This is a genomic window from Burkholderia sp. WAC0059 (assembly GCF_002870125.1).
GTDB lineage: Bacteria > Pseudomonadota > Gammaproteobacteria > Burkholderiales > Burkholderiaceae > Paraburkholderia.
Genome location: NZ_PNEO01000002.1, coordinates 314,198 through 339,486 on the forward strand (window position 1 = coordinate 314,198; position 25,289 = coordinate 339,486).

19 protein-coding genes are annotated in these 25,289 nt (G+C 63.2%); 6 read left to right on the forward strand and 13 right to left on the reverse strand.

Annotated features, from left to right (window positions below):
• Window positions 1–107 precede the first annotated feature (107 nt).
• The 5 genes from CY652_RS03365 to CY652_RS03385 all read left to right on the forward strand — a co-directional run bounded on the left by CY652_RS03365 (window position 108) and on the right by CY652_RS03385 (window position 8,004).
• On the forward strand, window positions 108–2,324 hold the full coding sequence (locus CY652_RS03365; RefSeq protein WP_102129266.1) for a TonB-dependent siderophore receptor: 2,217 nt from the start codon (window positions 108–110) through the stop codon (window positions 2,322–2,324).
• 17 nt (window positions 2,325–2,341) lie between these two features.
• Entirely contained in the window at window positions 2,342–3,175 is an 834-nt protein-coding gene (locus CY652_RS03370; RefSeq protein WP_102129267.1) for an ATP-binding cassette domain-containing protein, read from the forward strand.
• A gap of 145 nt (window positions 3,176–3,320) precedes the next feature.
• Window positions 3,321–4,178: an ABC transporter substrate-binding protein gene (locus tag CY652_RS03375; RefSeq protein WP_258002175.1), complete on the forward strand. Its 858-nt coding sequence runs from the start codon at window positions 3,321–3,323 to the stop codon at window positions 4,176–4,178.
• Complete coding sequence (gene fhuB / locus CY652_RS03380; RefSeq protein WP_102129269.1) at window positions 4,175–6,277, forward strand: Fe(3+)-hydroxamate ABC transporter permease FhuB; 2,103 nt, start codon at window positions 4,175–4,177, stop codon at window positions 6,275–6,277. The genes CY652_RS03375 and fhuB overlap by 4 nt, the downstream gene beginning before the upstream one ends.
• A gap of 26 nt (window positions 6,278–6,303) precedes the next feature.
• Window positions 6,304–8,004, forward strand: coding sequence for a cyclic peptide export ABC transporter (locus CY652_RS03385; RefSeq protein ID WP_102129270.1), 1,701 nt, complete (start codon window positions 6,304–6,306; stop codon window positions 8,002–8,004).
• A gap of 68 nt (window positions 8,005–8,072) precedes the next feature.
• Here the strand turns inward: CY652_RS03385 and CY652_RS03390 are convergent, their stop codons facing one another.
• The gene (locus CY652_RS03390) at window positions 8,073–8,774 is read right to left on the reverse strand and encodes an AIM24 family protein (protein ID WP_102129271.1); all 702 of its coding nucleotides are present in this window, start codon (window positions 8,772–8,774) and stop codon (window positions 8,073–8,075) included.
• Between the two features lie 354 nt (window positions 8,775–9,128).
• Between CY652_RS03390 and CY652_RS03395 the strand changes: the two genes are divergently transcribed.
• Window positions 9,129–9,608, forward strand: coding sequence for a nuclear transport factor 2 family protein (locus tag CY652_RS03395; RefSeq protein ID WP_102129272.1), 480 nt, complete (start codon window positions 9,129–9,131; stop codon window positions 9,606–9,608).
• A 262-nt stretch (window positions 9,609–9,870) separates the two neighbouring features.
• Here the strand turns inward: CY652_RS03395 and tssJ are convergent, their stop codons facing one another.
• The 12 genes from tssJ to CY652_RS03435 all read right to left on the reverse strand — a co-directional run bounded on the left by tssJ (window position 9,871) and on the right by CY652_RS03435 (window position 25,284).
• Complete coding sequence (tssJ, locus tag CY652_RS03400) at window positions 9,871–10,425, reverse strand: type VI secretion system lipoprotein TssJ (RefSeq protein WP_102129273.1); 555 nt, start codon at window positions 10,423–10,425, stop codon at window positions 9,871–9,873.
• Window positions 10,426–10,438: 13 nt separating this feature from the next.
• Window positions 10,439–11,608 carry a type VI secretion system baseplate subunit TssG gene (gene tssG / locus CY652_RS03405; protein WP_258002181.1) on the reverse strand — a complete coding sequence of 390 codons (1,170 nt, stop codon included), beginning with the start codon at window positions 11,606–11,608 and terminating at the stop codon, window positions 10,439–10,441.
• Entirely contained in the window at window positions 11,608–13,431 is a 1,824-nt protein-coding gene (gene tssF / locus CY652_RS03410; RefSeq protein ID WP_102129275.1) for a type VI secretion system baseplate subunit TssF, read from the reverse strand. Before tssF ends, tssG begins: the two co-directional genes overlap by 1 nt.
• A gap of 26 nt (window positions 13,432–13,457) precedes the next feature.
• Complete coding sequence (tssA, locus tag CY652_RS03415) at window positions 13,458–15,050, reverse strand: type VI secretion system protein TssA (protein ID WP_102129352.1); 1,593 nt, start codon at window positions 15,048–15,050, stop codon at window positions 13,458–13,460.
• A 2-nt stretch (window positions 15,051–15,052) separates the two neighbouring features.
• Window positions 15,053–18,739, reverse strand: a complete 3,687-nt coding sequence (locus tag CY652_RS03420) for an ImcF-related family protein (protein ID WP_102129276.1) — start codon at window positions 18,737–18,739, stop codon at window positions 15,053–15,055.
• Entirely contained in the window at window positions 18,736–19,980 is a 1,245-nt protein-coding gene (locus tag CY652_RS03425; protein WP_102129277.1) for a hypothetical protein, read from the reverse strand. Before CY652_RS03425 ends, CY652_RS03420 begins: the two co-directional genes overlap by 4 nt.
• Window positions 19,981–20,238, reverse strand: a complete 258-nt coding sequence (locus tag CY652_RS03430) for a PAAR domain-containing protein (RefSeq protein WP_102129278.1) — start codon at window positions 20,236–20,238, stop codon at window positions 19,981–19,983. It abuts the gene before it with no gap.
• Window positions 20,239–20,246: 8 nt separating this feature from the next.
• Entirely contained in the window at window positions 20,247–20,792 is a 546-nt protein-coding gene (locus CY652_RS23775) for a hypothetical protein (RefSeq protein ID WP_146010017.1), read from the reverse strand.
• Between the two features lie 107 nt (window positions 20,793–20,899).
• On the reverse strand, window positions 20,900–21,220 hold the full coding sequence (locus tag CY652_RS23780; protein WP_146010018.1) for a hypothetical protein: 321 nt from the start codon (window positions 21,218–21,220) through the stop codon (window positions 20,900–20,902).
• A complete protein-coding gene (locus tag CY652_RS23785) occupies window positions 21,217–21,888 on the reverse strand; it encodes a hypothetical protein (RefSeq protein ID WP_146010019.1) in 672 nt (223 codons plus the stop codon). Before CY652_RS23785 ends, CY652_RS23780 begins: the two co-directional genes overlap by 4 nt.
• A 407-nt stretch (window positions 21,889–22,295) precedes the next feature.
• On the reverse strand, window positions 22,296–22,781 hold the full coding sequence (locus tag CY652_RS23790; protein ID WP_146010020.1) for a hypothetical protein: 486 nt from the start codon (window positions 22,779–22,781) through the stop codon (window positions 22,296–22,298).
• Between the two features lie 4 nt (window positions 22,782–22,785).
• The gene (locus CY652_RS03435) at window positions 22,786–25,284 is read right to left on the reverse strand and encodes a glycoside hydrolase family 19 protein (protein ID WP_102129279.1); all 2,499 of its coding nucleotides are present in this window, start codon (window positions 25,282–25,284) and stop codon (window positions 22,786–22,788) included.
• Between the last annotated feature and the right edge of the window lie 5 nt (window positions 25,285–25,289).

A 25,289-nucleotide genomic window follows, 5' to 3' on the forward strand; every position in this document is an offset into this window, starting at 1 on the left:
TTTTGAATGTATCCAGGACCATCAAGAGTCCGCCGTCATGCCATCTCGATATTTACTGAGAATCATTACTACTTGCATTAACATTTAAAACCGATGGAGAAAACCGCATGAGTCCCGGGGTACGCAGTACGACTACTGCTTTTGCGTTGCTACTTTACCTGTTAAATGGCGGCACGGCCGTCTACGCGCAGACGGCCGGCACGAGCGGCGCGGACGGCGCAAGCGCCGCCGCCGCGACCGGCACGGCCACTACATCCCAACTGCCGGCCGTCAAGGTCACGGGGCAGCGGGTGCAGACCGGCACCGGCACCGCTGACGGTTATGTGCCGATTACCGACGTTACTGCCACTAAAACGGACACGCCGCTGATCGAAACGCCGCAGTCGGTATCGGTCGTCACGAGCGACCAGATGGTCGACCAGAACGTGCAAAGCGTGCCCGAGGCGCTGCGCTACACGGCGAGCGTGCTGCCCGAAATCCGCGGTGCGTCCGCGGAAGGCGCGCCCTATCTGGTCAGCCGCGGTTTCTATCTCGAACAGTTCCTCGACGGCGCGCGGCTGCCGAGCGACACCAGCTTCGGTTATGCGATCCCGAGTTTCGATCCCTACGGGCTCGAACGGATCGACGTGCTGCACGGCCCTGCCTCGGTGCTGTACGGCCAGGCCAACCCGGGCGGCGTCGCCGACCTGATCAGCAAACAGCCGACCGCCACGCCGGTGCACGAGGTGTTCTTCACGACGGGCAGCCACGATCGCGCCGAAGGCGGTTTCGACCTGGGCGGCGCGCTCACGCCGGACGGCTCGCTCTCGTACCGCCTGACCGGCACGGCCACCGACGCGGGCACGCAGGTCGACAGCGTGCGGCAGCAGCGCGTCTACATCGCGCCCGCGATCACCTGGAAGCCGGATCAGAACACGACGCTCACGCTGCTCGCGAAATACCAGCGCGACCCCAACGTCGGCTACTACAACTTCGTGCCGGCCGTCGGCAGCCTGTTCGACACGCCCGACGGCCGGATCTCGTCGCACACCGACCTGGGCGACCCGAACTTCGATTCGCACACGAGGACGCAGGCGTCGGTCGGCTACGCGTTCGAGCACCGCTTCGATCCGATCTGGACGTTCCGCCAGAACCTGCGCTACACCTACGTGAACGACGACCTGTCGAACGTCTTCGCCAACGGCTTCGCGTCGGGCGCCGACACGACGCTGAACCGCTACGCGTTCTTCAACGACGAGACCGGGAAGTTCTTCACGGTCGACAACCAGATGCAGGCGAAATTCTCGACGGGGCCGGTCGCGCAGACCGTGCTGTTCGGCCTCGACTACCAGCGCATTCTCTACCGCGAGCAGGTCGGCCTCGGCGCGGCGCCGCAACTGGACCCGTTCGCGCCGGTCTATCTGCCGGTCGCGATGCCGAAGACGACCTCCGACGACTTCATCCGGATGAAGCAGCTTGGCGCCTATGCGCAGGACCAGCTCGCCTACGGCAAATGGCGCCTCCTGATCGGCATGCGAGAAGACTGGGCCTCGACCGACGACAACAATCCGGTCACCGCGTCGTACACGGCGCAGTCCGAACGCGCTTTCACTTGGCGCACGGGCCTCGTCTATCTGTTCGACAACGGCATCGCGCCGTACGTGAGCTATGCGAAGTCGTTCGACCCGCAGGCCGGCGTGCTCGCCGACGGCTCGGCGGCCCGGCCGACCACCGCCCAGCAGTACGAGGTCGGCGTCAAGTACCAGCCGCCCGGCTACAACAGCTTCATCACCGCCTCGGCGTTCGACCTGACCGAGCACAACGTGCTCACGGCCGATCCGGCCGACCCCGGTTTCAGCGATCAGGCCGGCCAGGTACGCGCGCGCGGCTTCGAGCTGGAAGGCCATGCGAGCCTGTCCGACAGCCTGAGCATCGCCGCCTCCTACACCTACCTGAACGACGTCACGACCGAATCTAACGACTCGGCCAGCACGCTCGACGGCGGCACGACGTCGCTGCAAGGCAAGGTGCCGTGGGGCATTCCGCGCAATCTCGCCTCGGCGTGGATCGACTACACGCTGCACGGCGGCCCGCTGCGCGGCCTCGGCTTCGGCGGCGGCGTGCGCTACCTGGGCGACAGCTACGACGAGTCGAACACGATCCGCGTGCCGTCCGTCACGCTCGTCGATGCGGCGATTCATTACGACACCGGCCGGCACTGGCTGTTCTCGCTGAACGGCTCCAATCTGTTCAACCGGCAATACGTGTCGTCGTGCTTCAGCGCGGCGGACTGCACGTACGGCGACGGCGTCGAAGTGCTCGCGACCGCCCGCTATCACTGGTAGGCATCGGGAGCAACCGGATGGGCACCACAGGTACGTTGAACGGCCCGGCGGGCAGGCGGCACGACACCCGGCCGGCCGGCCCCCTGTACGAACTGCGGGACGTGTCGTTCGAAGCGGACGGCAAGACGCTGTTGCAGCCGCTCACGCTCGCGCTGACCGCCGGCCGCATGAGCGCGCTCGTCGGCCACAACGGCTCCGGCAAGAGCACCCTGCTCAAGCTGCTCGCCCGGCAGCAGGCGCCGTCGCGCGGCACGCTGCGGTTCTCGGGCGCGGACCTCGGCGCGTGGCCCGCGCGCGCGTTCGCGCGCCGCGTCGCCTACCTGCCCCAGCATCCGCCGGCCGGCACGGGAATGACCGTCCGCGAGCTCGTCTCGCTCGGCCGCTACCCGTGGCACGGCGCGCTCGGCCGGCTGCACGCCGAAGACCACGCGATGATCGACACGGCGCTGCGCGTCACCGACACGGCGCGCTTCGCGTCGCAACTGGCCGATCACCTGTCGGGCGGCGAACGCCAGCGCGTATGGCTGGCAATGCTCGTCGCGCAAGGGGCCGCGTGCCTGCTGCTCGACGAGCCGACCTCGGCGCTCGACATCGCGCACCAGATCGACGTGCTGCGCCTGCTGCGCGAACTCACCGACGGGCACGGGCTGACCGTCGTGATCGTGCTGCACGACATCAACCTTGCCGCGCGTTTCTGCGACGAGCTGATCGCGCTGCACAGCGGGAGCCTGCTGACCGCGGGCACGCCCGACGCGCTGATGCGCGCGTCCGTGCTCGAAGCGATCTACGGGATTCCGATGGACATCGTGCAGCATCCGCCTGGCGGCGGCCGGCTCGCGGTGGCGCGCTGACATGCGCAGACGCACGCTCCTGCGCTCGGGCGCCGCCGGCGCGCTCGCGACGCTGACGGCATGGAGGACGGTTGCAGCCGGCGGAGCGACGGCGAGCGCAACGGCGACAGCGGCACACGGCCCCGCAGAAGACGGGCGCCGACACGTGGCACCGCGCGTCGTCGTGCTCGACTGGGGGCTCGCCGAGACGCTGCTCGCGCTCGGCGTCGTGCCCGCCGGCGTCGCCGAGATCGGCGATTACAACGCGAACGTGGTCGCGCCGGCCGTGCCGCCGGGCGTAACCGACGTCGGGCTGCGGCTCGCGCCGGACCTCGAACTGCTCCAGCAGCTCGCGCCCGACCTCATCCTGATCAATTCGAGCCAGGCCTCGCAACGCGCGATGCTCGAACGCATCGCGCCCGTGCGCGCGTTCGCGATCTACACCGACGCAGGCGCACCGTATCGACGGGCACAACAGGTCACGCGCGAACTGGGCCGGCTGTGCGGCTGCGAGGCGGCCGCCGATGCGCTGGTCGTCCGCGCCGCGCAGGCGCTCGCGGCGGCCCGTGCACGCCTCGTCGCCATGCCGTCGCGCGCGCGGCCGCGCTACCTGATCCGTTTCTTCGACAGCCGCCACGTCGGCCTCTACGGCGCGCGCAGCCTGTTCCAGGACGTGTTCGACGCGCTCGGGCTCGTCAACGCCTGGCGCGGCCCGACCGACTACTGGGGCATCGGCGTGGCGCCGCTCGAAACGCTGGCCGACACGGCGGACGCCGGCCTGCTCTACTTCGAGCCGCTGCCGCAGGGCGTCGCGCGCACGCTGGCATCGAACCGGTTATGGCATGCGCTGCCGGCCGTAGCGAACAATCGCGTGGCGGCGCTGCCGCCGTTCTGGGGCTTCGGCATGCTGCCGTCCGCCCAGCGTTTCGCCGCTGCGCTAACCCATGCGCTGCTCGCGGAACCCGACGCATCATCGGCAGGCAACGCATCGCCCGCCGGCACGACGGGAGCCGCCCAATCATGAACGACCTTCGCCGCGCGACGCCCGCCAAACGCCCGCCCCGAACTGCCACGCCGCCGCCCGCACACGCGCCCGCGCACGCCGGACGCGGAACGCCACCCGCACGGCTGCCCACCGCGCTCGCCGCTGCCGTGCTCGCCGCAGCATTCGTTACCGCACTCGCGTTGTCGGCCGCCCGTCTCGAAGCCATCGCGCCGCCGTCGCTCTGGTGGCAGGCATTGCGCGCGCCGGACCCCGGCAACGTCCGGCAGATTGTCGTCCACGACGTCTGGTTGCCGCGCATCGTCGTCGCCTGGCTGGCGGGCGCGACGCTGGGCCTCGCCGGCACGATCTTCCAGCAGGTGCTGCGCAATCCGCTCGCCGAGCCGATGACGCTCGGCGTCTCGGCCGGCGCGAAGCTCGCGCTGACGCTCGCCGCGCTCTGGGCGCCCGCGGCGTTCGCCTCGGTCCCACAGACGATCTCGCTGGCCGGCGCGCTCGCGGCGGCCGTCACCGTATTCGGGCTCGCATGGCGCACCGGCCTCGCGCCGGTGGCCGTCGCCGTGGCCGGCCTCGTCGTCACGCTCTGGTGCGGATCGGTCGGCGTCGCGCTGCAGCTCCTCCACGCGCCGTATCTGCGCGGCCTTTTCATCTGGGGCGGCGGCTCGCTCGTCCAGGAGGACTGGCGCAACGTCGCGGCGCTCGCGCCCCGGTTCGCCGCCGGCTGTGCCATCGCCTGGCTGCTGCTGCGCCCGATGACGCTACTCGGCCTCGACGATGCCAACGCGCGCAGCCTCGGCCTGGCGCTGCGCCGGCTGCGACTCGCGGCGCTCGCGCTCGCCGTGATGCTGAGCGCCGCCGTGGTGAGCGCGGTCGGCGTGATCGGTTTCGTCGGGCTCGCGGCGCCCGCGCTCGCGCAACTGGCCGGCGCGCGCCGCCTGTCGCACCGGCTCCTGCTGGCGCCGCCGTGCGGCGCGCTGCTGCTCTGGCTGACCGACCAGGCCGTGCAGCCGGTATCGAACGCGCTCGGCGAACTGATACCCGCCGGCGCGGCCAGCGCACTGTTCGGCGCGCCGCTGATGCTGTTCCTGCTCGCGCGCATGCGCCGCGTGCAGCCGCCGGCCCCGGCCGCGACGTCGCACGCGCCGCCGGCATCCCACGCGTCGGTCAGGAGGCGATGCCTGCTGCTAACCCTCGTTTCCATCGCGACGATCGCGCTCGCGCTCGATTTCGGCCGCGGCGTCCACGGCTGGCATTTCAGCAGCGTCGCCGAACTGTCGCGCGTCGCGATCTGGCGCGCGCCGCGCGAATTCGCGGCGCTCGCGGCCGGCATCATGCTCGCGGTCGCGGGCACGCTGATGCAGCGCCTCACCGGCAACCCGCTCGCGAGCCCCGAGGTGCTGGGCGTCTCGGCCGGGGCCGCGCTCGGCCTGATCGCGCTCGTGCTCGGCGTCGCCGACGCCGGCCACGGCGCGCGGCTCGCCGCGACCACCGCCGGCGCGCTCGCGGCGCTCGCCGCGATCCTCGGGTTCGCGCGCCGCTCGGGCTTCGCGCCGCAACGCGTGCTGCTCGCCGGCATTGCAATCGACGCGCTGTTCCAGGCCGTCGTCGCCGTCGTGATCGCGGGCGGCGGCGAGCGCGCCACGACGCTGCTCGCCTGGCTCGCCGGCTCGACCTACCCGGTCACGCCGACCGACGCAGCACTCGCGCTCGCGCTCTGCGCGGTGCTATGCGCGCTCACGCCGCTCGCGGGCCGCACGCTGCCGATCCTCTCGCTCGGCGACGCGTCCGCGCGCGCGCTCGGCATGCGCACGCACCGCGCGCGCGGCGCGCTGCTCTGCCTGATCGCGCTGCATACCGCCGCGGCCACGCTGATCGTCGGGCCTCTGTCGTTCGTCGGGCTCACCGCGCCGCACTTTGCGCGGCTCGCCGGCGCGCGACGGCCGCTCGAACAGATCCTGCTGGCCGCGCCCATCGGCGCGCTGTCGATCGTCGCGGCCGACTGGCTCGGCCGCACGCTGTTGATGCCGCGCGAGTTGCCGGCCGGCCTCGTCGCGACGCTGTTCGGCACGCCCTGGCTGATGTGGCTGCTCGCGCGAGGCCGCGGAGACCGCCAGGCCTGATGTCCAGAAAAAACGGGAGACCAACGATGCTGCCAGAACTGTTCCGATTGCTGCGGCGCCTGTGGCCCATCGCGGCGCTCGCCACGCTGATGGGCGCGGCAAGCGGCGTCGCCACCGCGGCGCTGCTTGCCGTCACCAATCGCGCGCTGCAGCACGGCGCCGCCTCGCTACCCGCGCTCGCCGCCAGCTTCGCCGGCCTCTGCGCGCTCGCCCTCGCAGGCGAGGTGATCTCCGACGTCGGCAACAATCTGGTCGGCCAGCGCGTGATCGCAACGCTGCGCAAGAATCTCTGCGAGAAGATCATCGCCGCGCCGCTCGGCGAGATCGAGCAGTTCCGCAGCCACCGGCTCAGCGCGGCGCTCAACCAGGACATCGATACGATCAGCGCTTTCTCGTTCATGTTCTCGAGCCTCGCAATCGCCGTGGCGACCCTCGTCGGCTGCCTCGGCTATCTGTTCGTGCTATCGCCGGAAATGCTGCTGATCGCGCTGGCCGCGCTCGCGCTCGGCTCGCTCGTGCAATCGCTCGCGCGACGCCTTGGCATCCGCCGCTTCGGGGCCGCGCGCGAAGCCGAAGACCGGCTGCAGAAACACTATCGCGCGATCGTGGACGGCGCCAAGGAGCTGCGCATCAACAGCGAGCGCCGCACGTTCGTCTACGAGCGCGAACTCTCCGGCACGATCGACACGATCTTCCGCCTGCGCGTGCGCGCGGCCAACGTCTTCGTGACCGCGAACGCGTTCGGCTCGCTGCTGTTCTTCATCGTGATCGGTCTGATGCTTGCACTCCAGACCCGTGCGACGAATGCGGATCGCGGCGTCGTCACGGGCTTCGTGCTCGTGCTGCTCTACATGAAGGGCCCCATCCAGGAGATTGTCGGCGCGCTGCCGTCGGTCGGCCGCGCGCAGGTCGCGTTCCGGCGTCTCGCGGCGCTATCCGCGCGCTTTTCGGGCGGCGAACCGGCCTTGTCCGCGCCGCCCGCGCCCTCGCCGGCCCGCGTCGGGCGCTTCTCGAGCATCGCGCTGCGCGAAGTCGCCTATCGCTTCCCGGCACCGCAGGACGACAGCCGCGCGGCAACGCAGTCCGGGGCGGGCGGCTTCGCGCTGGGGCCGCTGTCGCTGACGATCGAGCGCGGCGAGACGCTCTTCATCGTCGGCGAAAACGGCTGCGGCAAGACCACGCTGATCAAGCTGCTGCTCGGGCTCTACCTGCCCGACTCGGGTGCGCTGCTCGTCGATGGCCAACCCGTGCGCGAAGACCAGCTCGACGATTACCGCCAGAATTTTTCGGCCATCTTCTCGGACTACTATCTGTTCGATACGCTGCTGCCGGGCAACGACACGCCGGGCGCCGAGGCGCAGCGCTACCTCGAGCGGCTCGCGCTGGCGCACAAGGTATCGGTACGCGACGGCGCGTTCACGACGACGGATCTTTCGACCGGGCAACGCAAGCGACTCGCGCTCGTGCACGCCTGCCTCGAGCGCCGGCCGGCGATGGTGCTCGACGAATGGGCCGCCGACCAGGACCCGACGTTCCGCCGCATCTTCTACACGGAGATCCTGCCCGACCTGAAACGGCAGGGCAAAACGCTGATCGTCATCTCCCACGACGACCGCTACTTCGGCGCGGCCGATCGCTACATCCGGCTGGAAGACGGACGCATCGTCGAGGAGGTCCGGCCGGCGCAACGATCCGCCTCCGCGCCCGGGGCGCGGCGCGTGTCTTAAGTCTGCCTTCGCCGCGCCCGGAAGCGCAGCGCGGCGATGCCGCCAGTCAACACGGGCGAGCCCAGGGTTCAGTTGTCGGCGGTCTCGTAGTTGACGTACATCGATTGAATGCCGACGCGTCCCGGTCCCGTGAACCGGTTCACGATGAAATTCATGCCGGCGCCGAGGAACCCGCTCGTGAGCCGGTCGACCACCGTTTCCATCCTGACGCCCGGCGTCTTGTAGAGCCAGCCGCCCGGCTCGATGTCGATCGTCTCGCCGGGCGCGAGCGCCTTCTCGAACACGTTCCCGTAGCCGTGGAGCCAGAGCACGCCTTCGCCCGACTCGCTGCGGAATTTGTCGATGAAGAAGCCGCTTTTTCCGAACAGCATGTTGCTGATGCCGCGCACGCGCTCGAAGGTGTATTCGATGTTCGCGGTGGCGGCGAGGAACTGATGCTCGCGCACGTGCAATTCCTCGCCCCGTTCGAGATGAATCGGAACGATGTGCCCCGCGCCGTCCCGGCTGAAAGCGATCACGCCATTGCCGCTCGCCTCGGTCACGAAAATCTGCATGCCCGCCATCATGCGCTTGAGCGCGCCTTTCATCGGACGCAAGCCGATCTTCACGTTCGAATGCTTCCAGAGCAGGATGTGGTGCTCGAAGAACACCGACTGGCGCGACACGTCGACCGACAGCACCGGCACGAGCTCGCCGCCGATGTGATAGGTGACGCCGCCGTAGGTTTCGTCGGCGACGCCGGTGGGCATAAGTATCGGTAACTGGTTCATCGTTGACCCCGTTGTGCGAATCTTTCGATTCAGGACTTCGTCCGGAACGCGGACGTCTTTCGATCTCCACAATCACAGCCCGCTCATCGAGGGGGCCCGTCCGGCGAATACGGATCGTACATCACCGAAGGCGCAATGCCGCAAGCCCGCGCCGAGCCGCCGGCTGTGCGGCAAACCCGGGCAAGGAGCCCCATCACAATCCCCTTGACGAAGAAGAATGATCGTTCTACCATCGGCCTCATCGATAGAGAACGATCATTCCACCTTCGTTCGACTTCGACCCGATCCCGACGAACGTGGCACATCGCCGTCCACGCTCGTCGAACCATCCATCGTCATCAGGAGATCCGCACCATGTCGTCGAACGAAGCCCCCCGCCCGCCGCTGCCGCCCTTCACCCGCGAAACGGCCGTCCAGAAAGTCCGCCAGGCCGAGGACGGCTGGAACAGCCGCGACCCCGCCAGGGTCGCTCTTGCCTACAGCCTCGACACCCAATGGCGCAACCGGGCCGAATTCGTGAGGAACCGCGACGAGGCACGCGCGTTCCTCGAACGCAAGTGGGCGAAGGAACTCGACTATCGGCTCATCAAGGAGCTGTGGGCCTTTACCGAAAACCGCATCGCGGTCCGCTACGCGTATGAATGGCACGACGACGCGGGCAACTGGTTCCGCTCGTACGGCAACGAGAACTGGGAGTTCGGTCCCGACGGGCTCATGGTCAAGCGGTTCGCCTGCATCAACGACCTGCCGATCAAGGAATCCGATCGCAAATTCCACTGGCCGCTCGGCCGTCGCCCCGACGATCATCCGGGCCTCTCCGATCTGGGGCTGTAAGACGCCCGGCCCGTTTCCCCGTCGAATCCGGCTCGGGCACACGAGAAAACCGCCTACGGCTACGTCAGCCGTCGCGGAAAATGAAGCGGTAGGCGCTCGGCGCGGGCGCGCCGCCCAGACGATCGCCGAGGCGTTTCTCGGCGGCTGGGTCGGCGTCGGGTCGAATAAACCGATAGCGCGGAAACGCGGGGCAACCATGCGGCGCTGGCGACCGCATTTGCAACAGTTGTCATTGCACTCGGTCTTTCACGCGCCTGCCCCGTTACTGGACAGGTCGTTCCTTTGCCACTTCGTCCGACGCGAGAAGTTCGCGGTTGACCAGCTCAAGCTTGAGCGGCACATCGGCAGAAAGATCCTTCTTCGCCATCGCGCGTCGCCAGGCGCCGTCGGCGCCCGGGTCGCGGTAGAACGCGACGATGGCAACATATCGCGTCTCCGCCCGCATCGGCTGCGACAGGCTCACGGACGCGCCCGGGTTCACCACGGTGGCAATGCTGGTCAGCAGGTCCTGCGCCAATACGGTTCTGTCGTTCTTTAACAGATCGTCGTAGGACGCGGCGTCGAAAAGCTTGCGATCCTTGAGCTGGTACACGCGCACCGCGACCGAGGTCGACCGGTTGGCCTCGTCTGGATTGAGCGATGCTCGCGCCGTCAGGTCGACGTTCAGCGTCTTGACCTGTTTGTAGAACACGGCCCGGTACGCACTGGAGGTGCCGTCGGACACAGCCTGCCAGGCGCCGCATGCGGAAAGCAGCAGACTGAATGCGAGGGCGGCCGGGGCCGCCCGGGCAGTGTGGATTAAACGGCCGTTGGGCATGGATTCTCCTGAGTCAGGCAACGCGTTGGGCGAGATAAGGGTTCGGCGCCGGCGCGGGAAACGCTTCGTAGCGGCCAAGTTCAATCGTGATCAGCCGTTCGTCATCGGATGGCAACACCGTGGTCCATGCGAGGCGCGGCAGGAAATCGCCCGCTGTCGAGCTCATGATAGGGGGCGGTATCCGCCGCGACGACACTTCCATGCGCAGGAACACGTCGGCCTTCGTGCCGACGTACAGGCGCAGGAACGCGGTCAACTCGCGGTGCAGCGGCGCGCCGGGCAACAGGTCGTGCGCCTGCTCCGCGCTTGCCGGCCGAAGCGTGACCCGCACCGCGCGACTGCGGTACGTCACGCGGGCGCCCAGCACATAGCCGGCACCGAGTGTGCCGGGGTTGCCGCTGGCGCCGTGGCCGGGCCTGTCCTTGTCCGATCCGGCCGAACTGAGTACGTGCGGCTTGCCGGCGGCCTTGAAGGTCGGATGAAACTCGTCGACGCGCACCTCGACGCCCGGCACCGCCAGCGCGACGACGCCAGCAAGTCCTTCCGGCGTGCGCGTGCGCTGGATCAGCAATCCTAGCAGCGCGAGCATGCGCGAATCCGGCAGCCCGGCGCGTGCGGGTTTCTCGCCCCAGCCGAAGCCGGCAAGACTCAGCAGCTTGCGCGAATGCTCGTCCGTGGCGCCTGGCCGGAAGCCGACCGGATAGCGATATTTTTTCCACGCGCGGTACAGCAGCGTCGCGAAGCGGTGATTGAACTGGTCGAGAAACGCCTGGAGCGCTTCGTGACCCTCCTCCCGAAGCACGATATCGTCGATCATGTACGACGGCATCGCGGCGTCGACGCCATACAGCCCCATGAACGTCGTACGCACGGTCGGCGGCAAGATTGAGGCGGATAAGGCGCCGAAGCTATGCTCTCCAGCGTCGAATTCCACCGACGCGACCTCGCCGGCGGGAAATCCCGTGCGCGGCCATGGCCGAAACCTCACGACCTCGTGTTCGATCGTCTCGCGAACACCGAAACCCGGTTGGTCCGGCACGCGAACCTCGAGCAGTTGGCATAACTGCATGAAGCTCATCGCCGGCGCGCGCGCAAGCAGCGATCTCACGAGCGGATCGAGATCCGGCGGCGCGGGACTGGGCGTCTCGCCCCCCCAGCGGACGTCCTTCGGGACGGGTCGCATCATAGCGGGGAGCGCTGCGTCTTGCTGCGCGGCCATTCGGTTCGGGTTTGCGACGGCAGGCTTACGATCGCGAGTTTTGTGAAGAGATTGATTTCGGCGTACAGGCCAAAAAAGCGGTGCAGCAGTTCGCCGAACAACATTACGTCGCCGACGCCTGCGAACGCCTGACTGTCGAGCGTCACCTCGATCAGCACGCCGCGCTCGACCGAACCGCCCGATACGTCCTCGAGCAGCGTTTCCGAAACGTGCAGGATGCCCGCGAGGCGCCGCCGGTTCAGTTCATCCTGGGTCCAGTCGTAAAGCACCAGGGCGCCGCGCAACACTTCGGCGTCCATCATCGACAGGAAATTCGGCGCGAGATGCGACAGCACCCGCCATTGGAAGCGATCGCCGGTCGGAGGATAGAGAGGCAGCGTCGGCGCGGTGAGATTGCGCACACCGGTCACATTCGGCGTACTCGCGGCCAGCTCATTGAGGCTCGCCTCGCGCAGGCCCTTGCGCGGCAGCATGCCGTTCGTGCCGGTCACGCGCAGCGACAGGCTTTCCTCCGGCAGGTCCCGCATCGATTCCCATGCGTGCCCGCCCAGGATCACCCATGTCTCGTGCAGGCCGGTCACTCCGGGGCGCACCCGCGTGTGATAGTACCGTTCGGGCGCCTCGTGGCGCATCATGCCGCCGCGATGCCGGAAGGTGGCGAACGGTACGTATTCGTAGCGCTCCGCCGTTTCGTGATCGAATGATTCGATCGCGTCGACCGAATAGGTTTCGACGTGCTCGCCCTGATGACCCGCCGGCACCACCCGGTATTCCGTCTCATGGTGATTCACCGGAACCGTTTCGGCATCGAGCGAGAACAGGTTGATCACCGGCGTGCAGAAAAGCCGCACGTTTTCGGTGGTGAAACGCTGGTCGGACGAATAGCCGTGCGTCAACAGGATTTCCAGCTCGAAGCTGAATGCATTCCCCGGCAATTTTTCGACATCGAGCCCGCACAGGTCGACGAACAGGAATTTCTCGCGGAACGTGAAGTATTCAAGCAACAATTGGTAGCCGGAGAACGCCGCCTCCGCTTTAGGCCACAACCGCTCTTCGGTCGAAAAGCCCGCCGGCTCGAGCGTCACGCCTTCGAGCGGCAGCGCTTCGCCATCGCGCACTTCGGGAATGCGCCACGCAATCGAATCGACCTGACGCGTGAGGGCGAGGTGCATCGCGAACGCCGTCGGCAGATCCGCGTTAAGGTAAAGGCGCAGACGCGACAGGTCCGTTTCGTCACGCTGCGCCGAGTGGTCGATCGCGAAGGAGAGGCGGATCACCGAGCGGCCGTCGTGACGCACGGCCGGCCCTGCGTGCGTCAGGCGGATCGGCTGCAGCGTCACCGGCTGCGTGGTGCGATAGACGCACTGGACGGTTTTCGGCGTCGTGCCTGCGCTATCCGATGCCGCGTGCGTCGCCGGGATGGCAATGGGCGCCGAACGTACCGGCACGCCCGCTTCAACGCGCTCCGTTCTCTGCAGCTTTTCCGCGAGCGGAATGAGTTCCACCACCGACAGCGACGGAATCATGCGCAGGTAGTGAGGCCACAGGAGGCTGACCAGCCCCTCGGTCAATTCCGGCAGTTCGTCGTCGAGCTTCTGCTGCAAGCGGCCGGTCAGGAACGCGAAGCCTTCGTACAGGCGTTCGACGTACGGATCGCGATCGCCGACGCGATCGAGATTGAGCATGCGCGCGCGGTCGGGATGCGTCTTCGCGAACGCCTTGCCGGCTTCGCGCAGATAACGCATTTCGGCTTCGTAATACCGCAGAATCGGATCGTCGTGTTCCATGGACAGGCATTCTGGTAATTCGGTTCTCATGGCAGAGTCAGCGCGCGGGCGGGGTCGAGCACGGTCAGCTCGCCCTGCAACTGGTCGATGCGGCGTGCGAGCGAGGGCTTGTCCGCGTCCTTGCGGTGACTCACCGCCTTCAGCGCTCGAATCAGTTCGTGCTTGACTTCGAAGGCGAGCCCCGGTTCCCAGCGGGTCAGCGACACCGTGTGCGCCGTGGTGTCCAGTTCGGTGAGCAGCGGCACCGCGGCGTCCGTGCGGCCGGCATGATCGGCGAGCCGCGCCATCACGAGACGTTGCAGATATCGCTGTCGTTCGGTCCGGATGCCGGGCAATGCCTCCAGCCAGGCGAAGGCCGCTTCAAGGCTCTGGCCGGCCACCATGTCACGCGCCTGCGCCTCGATTTCCGGCCAGTCGCCGGCCGCGCCGTCCTTGCTGTCGACCGAGACGGGCCACGGCGCGACACTCTCGCCGGCTTCGAGATCGCGCACCACCGCGTGCCGTGCGATCCACTCCAGCGTCTCATCGTCAGAAAACGGCGTGCCGTCGTCGAAAGCGAGCCGCTCGACGCCAGGCAGACGCTCGAGAAACAGCGCAAGGTCGGCTCTCAATAGTTCGCGCCATGCGCTGTAGGGCGCACCGACGTGGTCGAGCGCGACGTGCTGGAAATACTGCAGGTCGAACCACAGGTGGTTCACGCCCTCCATGAACGCGCCTTCGACTCGTTCGAGCAGTTCATGCCACTGCTTTTGCAACACGAGCCGCTTCATCTGCTGGCGCAGTTCGGTACGCGGTGGTCCGAGCCGCGTGCGCGATTGCGCATCCGCTGGCGGTACCTCATGCAGCGTGTCCCAGCGCACGTTGCGCACGAGCCGCACTGACGGCAGGTAGCCGTTTTCCTGATCGCGAAGCCAGGTCGCCATCGTGCGCGCCTGCTCCAGAAGATCGCGCATGGAAGACACCGGGGCCGACGCCAGGGCGGACTTGCCGGCATCGGCGACCGTCGAGGTCGGCGCGCCGGTATGGTTTGCCTCGCTGCGCATCGGGTCGTCGTTGCGCTCGAAGCGGGAAACCAGCGGTTGCAGATTGGGGCGTGCCGCCGCGGTCCACTCGCCGGTGCGCGTGACGAGCAGATCGAGCGCCGCGATGGCACGTTCGAGGTCGGCCGGCGCGAATTCGCCACGGCTTTCTAGCGCGTCGATCATGCGTGTGGCGGCAAGCATCTCGAGTGCGCCCTTCTTCGCTTCGGCTCGCACAGGCAGCAATGCTTCGCCGAAACGCTCGACGAGTGCCGCGGCAAGTTCCAGCCCGTCCGCAAGGCCGGCCGGCCCGTCCTGACGCAGGCGCGCGAACGCGTAGTAACCGGCCACGCGCAGATCCTTGCCGGTTTCCTTCATCAGTTGTTCGCACGAGCATACGATCAGCGCATCGTCGATCCCGGATAGTTTTGCGACCTCGTCTTTCAGCGTGAAAAACGCGTCTTCGTAGCCAGGGTCACGGCCCACGCCGTCTGCGCCCGGCAGCGGAACGAGCCAGTCGTTCCACGCGTCGACGCGCTCGCGCACGAGCTGGTCGGGGTCGCTCGAGGGAAACAGCGCCTTCAGCAAGTTGGGCAGCATGCTCATTCGACCTCCGGCAACGTACCGTGCGGCAACGGCATCACCGCATGTTTCGCGGCGTCGATCGCCGCCGGCGACAACGGCGGCGGATTGGCCGACGCTCCGACGACCAGCGGAAGTCCCCGCGAGAAGAACGTCCCCTTGGGGGAAGCCTGCTTCCGTGCCGCCGGCGACGGACCCGTCACGAAAATCCGTGTCGGCAATGTGAAGTGCCGCAGCGCGAGCACGTCGAGCGGCCCCGCCCCGGCTTCGCTGCGCAACTGCACACGCAACGGAATGCCCAGGCTCGGGTCCGGGTTCCACGAGAGCAGATATCGCGCGCTGTCCTGCGGCGTGACCGTCGCGTGCTCGAGGAGGCGAATCAGACCGAAGCGGCCCTGCGCGTCCAGCGACGAACGCAATCCGCCCTGCCCGGTCTGCCACTCGATGCGCGTGATGTCTTCCAGCGCATCGCCTGGCCAGACAAATGGCGTCCACTCCTCTTTCTGGTTGAAGTAGTGCAGCTCCCGGCCCGACAGCACGAACTTCATGTCGGTAACGCCAGGCGTCGGCACCGGACGCAGCTCGTACCGAATATGTGCGTCGCCGGATGGAAAGAGTACGGTGGAGACGCGCATGAGCTTGTTCAGCGCGGCGAGGAACGCCGGGTCGACGGTTAGTGTGTTGGGGTTCGCACCTTGCGCCGGCACCCAGCGGTCGCCCTGCCGCTCGACGATGCCCGCGAGCTGCGACGTCACGAACTGCGCGATCACGCCGTTGTCCGGGCGCATGAAACGCGCCATCTCCGGCAGCGACGCGTCGTTGTCGGAATCGGCGAACGGATAGCGGCCGCCGAAGGTCTTGTCCCAGTCGGCGACGATCGCCGTGCGCCACGTGTCGTTCAGGCTCGACGAAGCCGGCTGCAACACCACCTGCCAGGTCTGATCGAGCGGCTGTTCGAGTAGCTGCCCGAAGCCCGCCCACTGCTCGCCGAGGCTGGCGGCCACGCGACTCGCGTAGTCGCGGCTGTCCGCGATATCGGACGTCTTGCCCTGCAGCACGGCCTGTGCCGCGGCGCGCGACATCGCGTCCGGATCGTTGCCCATCATGATCTGCTGAAGTTTCAACCGCATCGCGGTTACGCGTTCGAGAAAGCGCGCCAGACTCAGGTCGCCTGTCGCAGCGATCTGCGCGGCCGCCTTGCCGCTGCCAGCGCCCAGATCGCTGCCGGTCAGGCGCAACAACGGGCCGAATGCGCTTGCGAGCGGCGCAATGTTCCGTGACGGGGCGATCGTCGACGGATCTTTCGCCCCGACGACCAGCGGAAGTCCCCGTGGAAAGGAAGTCCCGCTGGGGGATTCGTCGGCGCCGACGAGATGCTGTGCCTTGCTGATCAGCGTGTCCGAGAGCGACTGTGTCGTTGCGCCGGCCCCGGCCTGATACACCGCGACATTCATCAGCGCGACGAGCGGCGAGCGCTGCGGATCGCCCAGCAGCGTTAGCTGGTCGACCGTGCCGGAGAGCGTCGGCGTAGGCTGCCAGCGAATGCTGTTGAGGAAGAGTTGCCACGCGCGCGCGTAGTCGTCGAAATAGCGTTGCCGCAGTTCGGCTTTCAGCGATGCCGCCAGCGTTGCATCGGTGCGGGTCTCCCCCAAAGGGACTTCCTTCCCACGGGGACTTCCGCTGGTCGTCGGAGCGTCGGACAGCACCCAGTCGCCGGCAACGTTGCGCTGTTCGCTGGCTTCGTCGATGGCCTTCGAGATCCGCTCATCCCAGGCTGCGCGCGTGAATACCCCCGGCACGGTCGCTGTCGTGCCGAACAGCCCCCGGCTACTAGTGTCGCCGAGCAGCGCCGCCAGTGACACCGGCGGATACTTCGGCATCGCTTCGTCCAGCATCTGCTGGTAGATCTCGTCCGTCGAATTCCGAATGTCCCTGACGCCGATCACCGTCTGACGCGTAGCGTTGACAAGCGACGCGTCGGGAATGATCGCGAGCGACGAACCGCTGGTACCCATGCGTTGCCCGAGATGATTCGCATAGAAGGCAATCAGGTGCTGGCGCAGGTCCTGCCACGCGCCCTCGCTCAAGGACGAATTGAGCGGGCGTGCAGGAGCCGCTGTTGCGATTAGCTGGGGAGCAAGGAACGCTGGATTGGCGCGTTCAGGCTTCGCAAGCATCAGGTACGTCTTGAGCGTGTCGTAGGCGGAATTGACCTGCGTATCGCCACCGCTCGCGATCTCTGCGTCCGACAGCGAGGCGAGTTGTCGTAGGTGCTGTTCCAGCTTTTCACGGATGGGATCGATGATAATGCGGACCACCCCGCTTTCGTAAGCCGGCCACAGCGTGGCGAAGAGTTCCGCGTCGCGGTTCAGGCCGAAGCGCGTAGTCCACGGTGCGCCATCGTGTTGATGGACCTCGAGGGTGTCGAGCTGCTTTTGCAGGCTGACGAGAATCAGGGCCGCCTGGGTGCGGTCCTGTGCGGTTGAGAGGTCGTCGGCCGTATTCGCCGCCGTCTGGATCGTCGCACGGTTCGCGAAACCCGAGAGGAAGGTGCCTGCGATCCAGAACGCGACGCATGCCGTGACGGCCCACGCAGCCGTGCTCGAGAGCGAGAATCCGACGCGCCGGCCATGAATGCGGCGGCTGTGGTCGGCAATGGTTTGCCAGACCGTAAGCTGCGCGATAGTTTCGCCCTCTCCCGCCCCGGCTTCCGGCACCTCCGCATCGCGCGCCTTGAAAAGCGGCGTGAAAAGCACGCCATGAATTGCGCCGCGCCAGATACGCGACCGGCCAATCTGGGTCACGAGGTCCGACAGTGCGCTGCCGTATTGTGCAATATGGTTCGACAGTTCGGCGAAGTAGCGGTCTGCCGCATCTTTCGTGAGGCGCACGACACCCGCATCGGCCAGTGCGTCGGAAACGCCGCCCAGTGACGTGATCACCTCACCCTGCCCAAGTCGTGCGTTCGACCAGGTGCAGCCGATCGCTTCATCCTGGTCGATCGCCTTGCTTCCGGCCTCGGTCACGTTGAGCAGGTACATCGGAGCCGCCCAGCGCAGCGCACGGGAGTGGCAGGCCAAACGCTGGGCGGTACGCTCCGCGTCGAACGGCCGATTACCTGAGGTATGGGTTCGCACCACTGCCACGACGGCATCGACCGGTCTCCGGCGGCGAAGGCGACGGATCCGATCAAGCCAGGCGGTATCCAGTTGGTCGCCGGTCTGCTTCGCATAAAGCAGAATGGTGTCGCCGGAGATCATGTAACCGCTTCGTACGAGGCCAGGTGCAAGGCGCCTGACGATCGGCTCATCCCCTGCGACCGCTACCCAGCGATCCCGGTATCGCCAGCGCCACCCGTGACGCTCGCGAAGCGCATTGCGCAGGGCATCAGGTTGCCCCAGATCCGTTTCTTGCAACGACGTGGCTTGACCAGCACCACCATGAGCTTGCCGTTTCGAATCGTATTGCGCGAGCCACTTCGCTGCACGCATCGAAGCGATCCACAACACGACGGCCTCGAAATACTTCACGAGAATGAGAGCGACGAGCAAGCCCGATAGCAGACTCAACTCGATAATGATCCGGGTATCGCGCGACCATCCTCTTCCGGGTCCCCCGATCCAGACCGCGATACCCAACGCAAGAAATACGATGGCAATTGCGATACCGATGAAGATCGCAACGGGTTGTGGTTTGTGTTCATTCATATTTGTTTTCTGCACACGAGGGCAATCATGTCGGTACTATCCTCGGCGAGGACAAGTTGCGGATCGCCGGTGAGCGACGCATGTTCCGCAGCCAGGGCCGTTGCGAGCCAGGCACCCGCGCCGTCACATGTTCCGGCCATTGCGCCAACGTCAATCCATTGCGTTTTCTCATCGAACCGCGACACCGATTTAACCGAACGCACGAGCTCTTCGGAGAGGGCGTGCCCCCACACCGTCTTGATACGAATCGAATCGGCCTGCCCCCAGCGAGTGGCAAGCTCAAGTGGCCTGCTCACCGCATCTGATGCTCCGGTAGCCGGGCGATGCAAGCTTAATAACGTCCTTTTTTCAGGCATGTTCCGAACGATGTCAGGGTGACCCAACAGCAGCGCGACGCCCGTCTCGGCGACGCCGTCCTGTAATCGTTCGCTGACCGCTCTACGTAACTGGATCGCAATCAGAAAACGCGCCTCGCCTGATTTCAGGCCGTCATGCCACGCGTCCGCCTGAAAGAGCGAAAGGTGCTCTCCACTCACATTGACCGCCACTCGCAGAGACGGCACTCTGGCTGAAATCAGGTCCAGCAGGCGGGCACGCACGTCTGCCAGGTCCATTTCCGACCGTATGCACAGATCGACCTGAAGGGCGGTGCGACCGGGCAGTGTGGCCAGTTCGGTACCCATCCTGTCGACCAGACTGTTCAGGAGCCAATCGGACACCACTCGATGACGCGCGTGTTCAGTCAGTTCATTTCCTGCGTAGAACGGCTTTTGGGGGATCTCCAGCCACCTGGCGTTGACATCGAGCCCCGGCACCGCCCGGCTGGATCGAGTGCCCATCGTCAGACTTCCGTTGACGAGTCCCTCGATGCCGTTCTCCTGATCGTCACAGGAAAAACACCAGGCATGCCCAAGCACTGCGAGGGGCGCGCTGGCCAGCTTGTGGCATTTCAACTCCTCATCGTCGCTAACCCGATTATTCGCAATGGCTCCGCTGCGTCGCGCATACGAATATCCGAGATAACAACACAGCAGGAACGTCCACGCGAGCATCGGATAGCCGATGACACAGAACCAGAACCAAACGGTGTTTGTCGGCCTTCCTGCCGGCCACAGAAAAATCGCCAGCGCGGCGCCCAGGCACATCACCACACCGAGCAGGACCGCCCAGAGAAGTTTTGACGGTCTCGGAGGCTCCGGCACCGCGACCCGCGGGGGCACCCGTGCAAAGTCAATTGGCATCTATCGGACCGTCGCTCCATCTGACGTAGCAATGAGGACGCTGCCGCATTGGGTCCGATCGCCATCCCGAGAAACCGGCACGCCTGCGTCCGTCATGCTCGTGCCTCCCTCGACAATTTCGTTGTCGCCGTGGATTGGGCACGACACCATGTCGCCAATCCGTGCCGCCCGACGCCCCTTGATCTTGATACGATCCGAACCGCTGAGGATCCTTCCGCCGTGGCTGGTGCTATCGCCTTCGTATGCAAGCTTTTTCATACGATTACTTACCAGTGAGTTATATATGAACTACGAATCCATTTTCGCAATACATTGCCGTTCGCTTGCTTGGAATCTATTTTCAGCCATTCACTCTCAGCCATATCAATTGAAGTTACCTGATCGCCTTTTACAAGGTACATTTGTGTTTTTCTATCCAGACTCGGCGAGTCATATAGCCAGGCCCTTTCAACACGAACTCTAAACATCTGCTCGCTTACAGTGGCCCGCTCCGAAAGAAGAGCTACTTTCGACTCGACGAGTGAAGCTTCGGACCCAGCATTTTCATGCCGCAATTGTTCTGCCAAGGCCAGGTAGCTTCTCCGATTCTTGAGATCAGGAGGATCACACGCCATCACGTTATAAACTCCGAGATTATTAGTTATGATATCCCGAAGTTTCAGTTTTATGCTTGCATGCGAGAACTCATGCCAGATACCATTCGCGCCAAGGGTCGTCTTCGTAGTCATTTCTACAGTGCGGTCCTCGTTTGAATCCAGCCATCCGTCCTGTTTTGATGCCCATTCTCCACCGCATATCTCGTCTGTTTGCATCGTAACGATGCACCCAGTTGTTACGTCTATTACCGGACAATATTCTCTCCCCTCCACTCTCGATTTTCCCCCTGCGACATCGAGGATCCCTTGCCTAACAATTGGCACTATGACATAACGCCCAGTGGGAGATACTTTCTTTGTCCCAAGCCTTCAAATACGACTCCGCCATAATTAGTCAATTGCTCGTCCTGAAATAATTGGAGGCGAGCTCCCTTCTTGTCTATATAAAATGCACGAGACCATCCGTCACCGAATCGAGATTGCAACTCAGCAGTTAGAGGCGCATCAAGCTCGATCGATTCTCCGCCAGAAATAATCTTCTGCGTTGCAAAAGCCGGTTTGGAAGTAACCATCGCGACGGAATACAGTATCGCAAGGAAAACGACTATTTTTCCTAAATTAATGAATAATGGATCGCACTTCATGGCAATTTACCCCACAACTTTATAAATCGAACATGAAAATCATTCATGCGCCTGTGCTCACCATAGTAGGCGACGATTTTAGATTCGTACGTAGTACGCGATTGACCCCACGTGGACGGATCCTCTTGCACTAAAAGGTACGTGTGGGAAAAAACTTTCAGCGCGCTCGCCACGTTCTTCACAACGTTGTTAGGGTAATTAACGTGTTGATCAATGGCAGTCGCGCGGCCAAGGTCCGATTGAAAATACTCACCGATCGAATGCGTATAGCCGTCTTGAATAAGTTCAATAACCTTCCTCAAGCAATCGATAAAATCCTTTTCCTGCTTACCCTGAAATTCATTGCTTATGATTTCATTGATGATTGAAGCAAGATGTTTTTGTTTAATTTTTTGACCGAATGTCGCCTCGCCGCACCCCTCTCTCAATTTTTCATATAACTCATCCCCAGTTATCCTTACTGGACCTGTGACTTCTGAGTCTTGATAATACATTTTTGCAGTGTGCGTATCGCCACCCTCCATTTCAACTGTCCAACCACATTTCTCGACAGTCAGTTGAGCCTTGACGTCATTCCACCAGACGAGCTTTTCAATCCGCTCCCGCTCCGCCTCGTGCTGAGCTTGCGGGCCAGCCTGTTTTTCAATCTCCGCGCGAGTAGCTTCCACTTTTAAATCACCCTCCCGCACCTCTTTATATAAATTTCCTCCGAATTAAATTTATACAACACATTATTATTTCATTCAGAGAAAAGTAAAATTTTTAAATTTTACCCCCAACAAATCGAAAGTCGAACATGATTTCCGGACAAACATGCTCTCCAGGCACTCAGGCTAAATTTTAAAAAACCCGCCAAACCAATATTAAAAGCATCGATTACCAGAGAAACATTTCTCGAAGCAAAGATTGGCAACACTCCCCATCAGGCAGCCAACTGAATATACCCCCTCTTAATGTTGGCAAAGCGTAAACTCGCCAGCTTCTGGCCTCGACGCAAAAAATTAGTCGCAGAAAAATTCCCTCCCGGTAAATTTTCCGCCAAAATCATTTTTCAATCGCCCCTCGCGAAGAACAATTATTTCGAGTCTATGCTTCGATAATTTTCTTTTGGGATATCACTATATGCATTCCGATGTATCGATGCATTATTTAAACATACATGATTGGATATTTCTGTTGCACCTCTATATATGACGATACCAGCCGAAAATGTTGGCCCGCCATCTGTCTTGATAGTTTTATCGTACAGGTAATAGGTATACCCTGCCCTCGAGAATCGAATATGCGCCTCTCCACCACCAGAATAGAGAGCTCTGGAGAAATAGAAAATCCTCCCCTTGCGAACACCATTTTCAGAAACATCAAGATTAATTTTATTGACGAAACCGTTACGATAAAAAAATGCACCAGTATCTTTAGATTCACATAGCGATGAGATTGACCTTTCCATTTCGCAAGTAAATATTTCCGCCTCGCGCCCTTTGCACATTCCTTCAGCATGAGCGCAAGACATTACTATCAGGCCTGCCAACGAGATGATGACAGTTATATTCTTTTTCATACCATTACTCTGTGGAAATTCCCACGATAAATGCAACACTGTTGAAGCGATGAAGCCTATCGATATAGCCGTTTTGCCCACCGTTAACGATTTGCGTGACGCCTTCAACAGTTCCGGTATCGGCGACGGAATTGAGGTTGTTATGCGACCAAAAAACGAAGGCGGATTCAACTCCGTATTCTATATTTGATGATACAAGCTCTGGATTTTCGATAAAATTCTGCCTATCGTCCGGAGATCGACGATTGTGCTCATCTTGAAGTAATTGGTATCCGGTCTTTCCAGTCACTTGTATGATCCCTCGCCCTCGATACTTAAATCCATCTCCGCTTGATTCATCTCCGTTTCCCATCCTATCTGCATAGACGTAATTGGCGAGGCGCTCGGGATTGTGTGCATAATACGACGCTTGACTCCACAATTTCTCGCGCAGCCTGCCATGCGTGCAGTCATCACAAGCAGCGTTATAGTTGGCCTTTCCACCTCTACATCCAAATGTCTCACGCATATTTTTTAGAGAAAATACCAATCCCTCTTCATAAGTTCTAAAGTGACTCTCGTGAGCCACCTGCGATAAGAAGTGGGCAATCCTCCTTGGGCGATTTACTTCGTAAATCTTCGCGTATTTATTTAAAGATGGTAAAATCCTCTCATAGTAGGCTCGTGAATTGGATGAGTCCACCGCCAGAAGCATTTCAAGCGTTATTAGCCGCGGGCCTCGCTGGAAATTCCCCACCAATCCGATCGGATGAATATGAAAAATATCCGGCCGAGGCAGGTCTGGCAGATGAGCCTTGACGTCATCCCACCAGACGAGTTTTTCGATCCGCTCCTGCTCCGCCTCGTGCTGAGCTTGCGGGCCGGTTTGCTTTTCGATCTCCGCAACAAGTGGCTTCCACTTGTCCGGGTTGGCCCACTCGCTCTCGTGCCTGATGATCAACCTCGACATGCGCAACGCGGTCCACGAATCCTCCGCAGCAGCGCGGAGCTCATCCGAGGCATTGTTGCCGTCTCCGGTCGGATATACCGCACGATAGATTGATGCCATCAGCGGACTAAGTTTGCCGAGCACACCCGGTTCCGGCACATCCGCGTCGCTTGCGTAGTCGACAAACGCCTTCGTGGTTGCAAACATCGTATGCGTCGGGTCGTGCGCGTCCTCCAGGAGCTGGAAGTCCACCCACTTCTGCGAGAACTCGCGCGTCACCCGACCGCCCGCAAAGTTCTGTTCCCGCACCCAGCCGTCGATGGCATTGCCCTGCACGTCCATACTGTCCACATGCCACCAGTGCAGTTTCAGGCCGTCTGGACCCGGCTCCGTTTCCATGTGCTCGCCATGCTTCGCCAGCCCGGCGAGTGCAGCAACCAAGATCACGCCCGTTTGCTTTGCTTCCTGTCCCTGCTCGTTTGGCAATCTATACAGTGTGGTTTTCTTGTCGACACGCAGGATCGTCGGGTCGCCCGGCAGGCCCAGGTGCTGCCATCTATCGGGATGCGCACCGTTATTGCTGATCCATGTCCGGCCCTGCTCCATAAACGACTTGATGCTGTCGTCGCAGAACACCTCAATGTGGACCATGCGGTTCGAGGTCTGCTGACTCAACGAGTCGTAGCGGCCCAGATGACCGATCAGGTCACCTGCATTGATGTGAACCGGCGTGGATGGCACCACCACGCGATCGAGGGACGAGTCCGGCATGATTTCCTCGACAACGGCACCGCCGTTCTCCTTGCCTAGGAAGATCCACCCTGTCTCCGCGTCCGCAGCAACAAGCCCGCCAGCCGTCGGCGCAATCAGTTGTGCACCACGCGTATCCTTTAGCTGGCCCCAGTCTCCATCGCGTTGGCCGATGCTCACCTGTGCCCCTTGCGGCAGGATGCCGAGGACCGTGCCATGGGGCTTTGTCGCACGTATTCTGATCCCCTGCTGTTCCGCGGGTGCCACCTGGCCGCTCGGGCCGGTGTGAGGCTTGTCCCTGGCAAACTCCGTGACCTTGAACTGTGTCGACCAGTAGGCCGGCTTCGGCAGTGACGTATCACGCTCGTAGCCCGCGAAATCCTGCAGATGCATATACAGGCTGAAAAACTTTAGCACCGTACCTCGCGGAAATTCCATCGAATGACGCACCAGCGCAAACCCCGTGCTATACGGTGCGCTGATCGCCGGCCTGCCACTTTGGGCAGGAATATCGCTGACCGGGTAGGCACGATTGACTCGCCAGGCAACCACTTCGCCCCCGGCAATACATCGCACGCCGTACTTCAGATCCAGAGATCCACCTGCTCCGGCTTCTGTAATATGAATTCCGCCATGCCACATTCCTCTGCCGCTGACCGGATAGGAACCCGACGATTCCTGTTTCAATACCTTGTGAAAATCACGCTCATCGGCAAACTCAGCGGATGAGCCGGTAGCGCCTTGCGCCTTCCTGCGAAACGGAAATGCGAAGCGAAGCTGCTTCAACGGAGCGTTGAGCGGATTCGGCGGTGTCGTATTTGCCATGATTG

What these genes read in the sequence shown, in the direction of transcription:
- CY652_RS03365 (WP_102129266.1), top strand. Translation starts at nt 108, where the DNA reads ATGAGTCCCGGGGTACGCAGTACGACTACTGCTTTTGCGTTGCTACTT.
- CY652_RS03370 (WP_102129267.1), top strand. Translation starts at nt 2,342, where the DNA reads ATGGGCACCACAGGTACGTTGAACGGCCCGGCGGGCAGGCGGCACGAC.
- fhuB (WP_102129269.1), top strand. Translation starts at nt 4,175, where the DNA reads ATGAACGACCTTCGCCGCGCGACGCCCGCCAAACGCCCGCCCCGAACT.
- CY652_RS03385 (WP_102129270.1), top strand. Translation starts at nt 6,304, where the DNA reads ATGCTGCCAGAACTGTTCCGATTGCTGCGGCGCCTGTGGCCCATCGCG.
- CY652_RS03390 (WP_102129271.1), bottom strand. Translation starts at nt 8,774, where the DNA reads ATGAACCAGTTACCGATACTTATGCCCACCGGCGTCGCCGACGAAACC.
- CY652_RS03395 (WP_102129272.1), top strand. Translation starts at nt 9,129, where the DNA reads ATGTCGTCGAACGAAGCCCCCCGCCCGCCGCTGCCGCCCTTCACCCGC.
- tssJ (WP_102129273.1), bottom strand. Translation starts at nt 10,425, where the DNA reads ATGCCCAACGGCCGTTTAATCCACACTGCCCGGGCGGCCCCGGCCGCC.
- tssG (WP_258002181.1), bottom strand. Translation starts at nt 11,608, where the DNA reads ATGCGACCCGTCCCGAAGGACGTCCGCTGGGGGGGCGAGACGCCCAGT.
- tssF (WP_102129275.1), bottom strand. Translation starts at nt 13,431, where the DNA reads ATGGAACACGACGATCCGATTCTGCGGTATTACGAAGCCGAAATGCGT.
- tssA (WP_102129352.1), bottom strand. Translation starts at nt 15,050, where the DNA reads ATGCTGCCCAACTTGCTGAAGGCGCTGTTTCCCTCGAGCGACCCCGAC.
- CY652_RS03420 (WP_102129276.1), bottom strand. Translation starts at nt 18,739, where the DNA reads ATGAATGAACACAAACCACAACCCGTTGCGATCTTCATCGGTATCGCA.
- CY652_RS03425 (WP_102129277.1), bottom strand. Translation starts at nt 19,980, where the DNA reads ATGCCAATTGACTTTGCACGGGTGCCCCCGCGGGTCGCGGTGCCGGAG.
- CY652_RS03430 (WP_102129278.1), bottom strand. Translation starts at nt 20,238, where the DNA reads ATGAAAAAGCTTGCATACGAAGGCGATAGCACCAGCCACGGCGGAAGG.
- CY652_RS23775 (WP_146010017.1), bottom strand. Translation starts at nt 20,792, where the DNA reads ATGCAAACAGACGAGATATGCGGTGGAGAATGGGCATCAAAACAGGAC.
- CY652_RS23780 (WP_146010018.1), bottom strand. Translation starts at nt 21,220, where the DNA reads ATGAAGTGCGATCCATTATTCATTAATTTAGGAAAAATAGTCGTTTTC.
- CY652_RS23790 (WP_146010020.1), bottom strand. Translation starts at nt 22,781, where the DNA reads ATGAAAAAGAATATAACTGTCATCATCTCGTTGGCAGGCCTGATAGTA.
- CY652_RS03435 (WP_102129279.1), bottom strand. Translation starts at nt 25,284, where the DNA reads ATGGCAAATACGACACCGCCGAATCCGCTCAACGCTCCGTTGAAGCAG.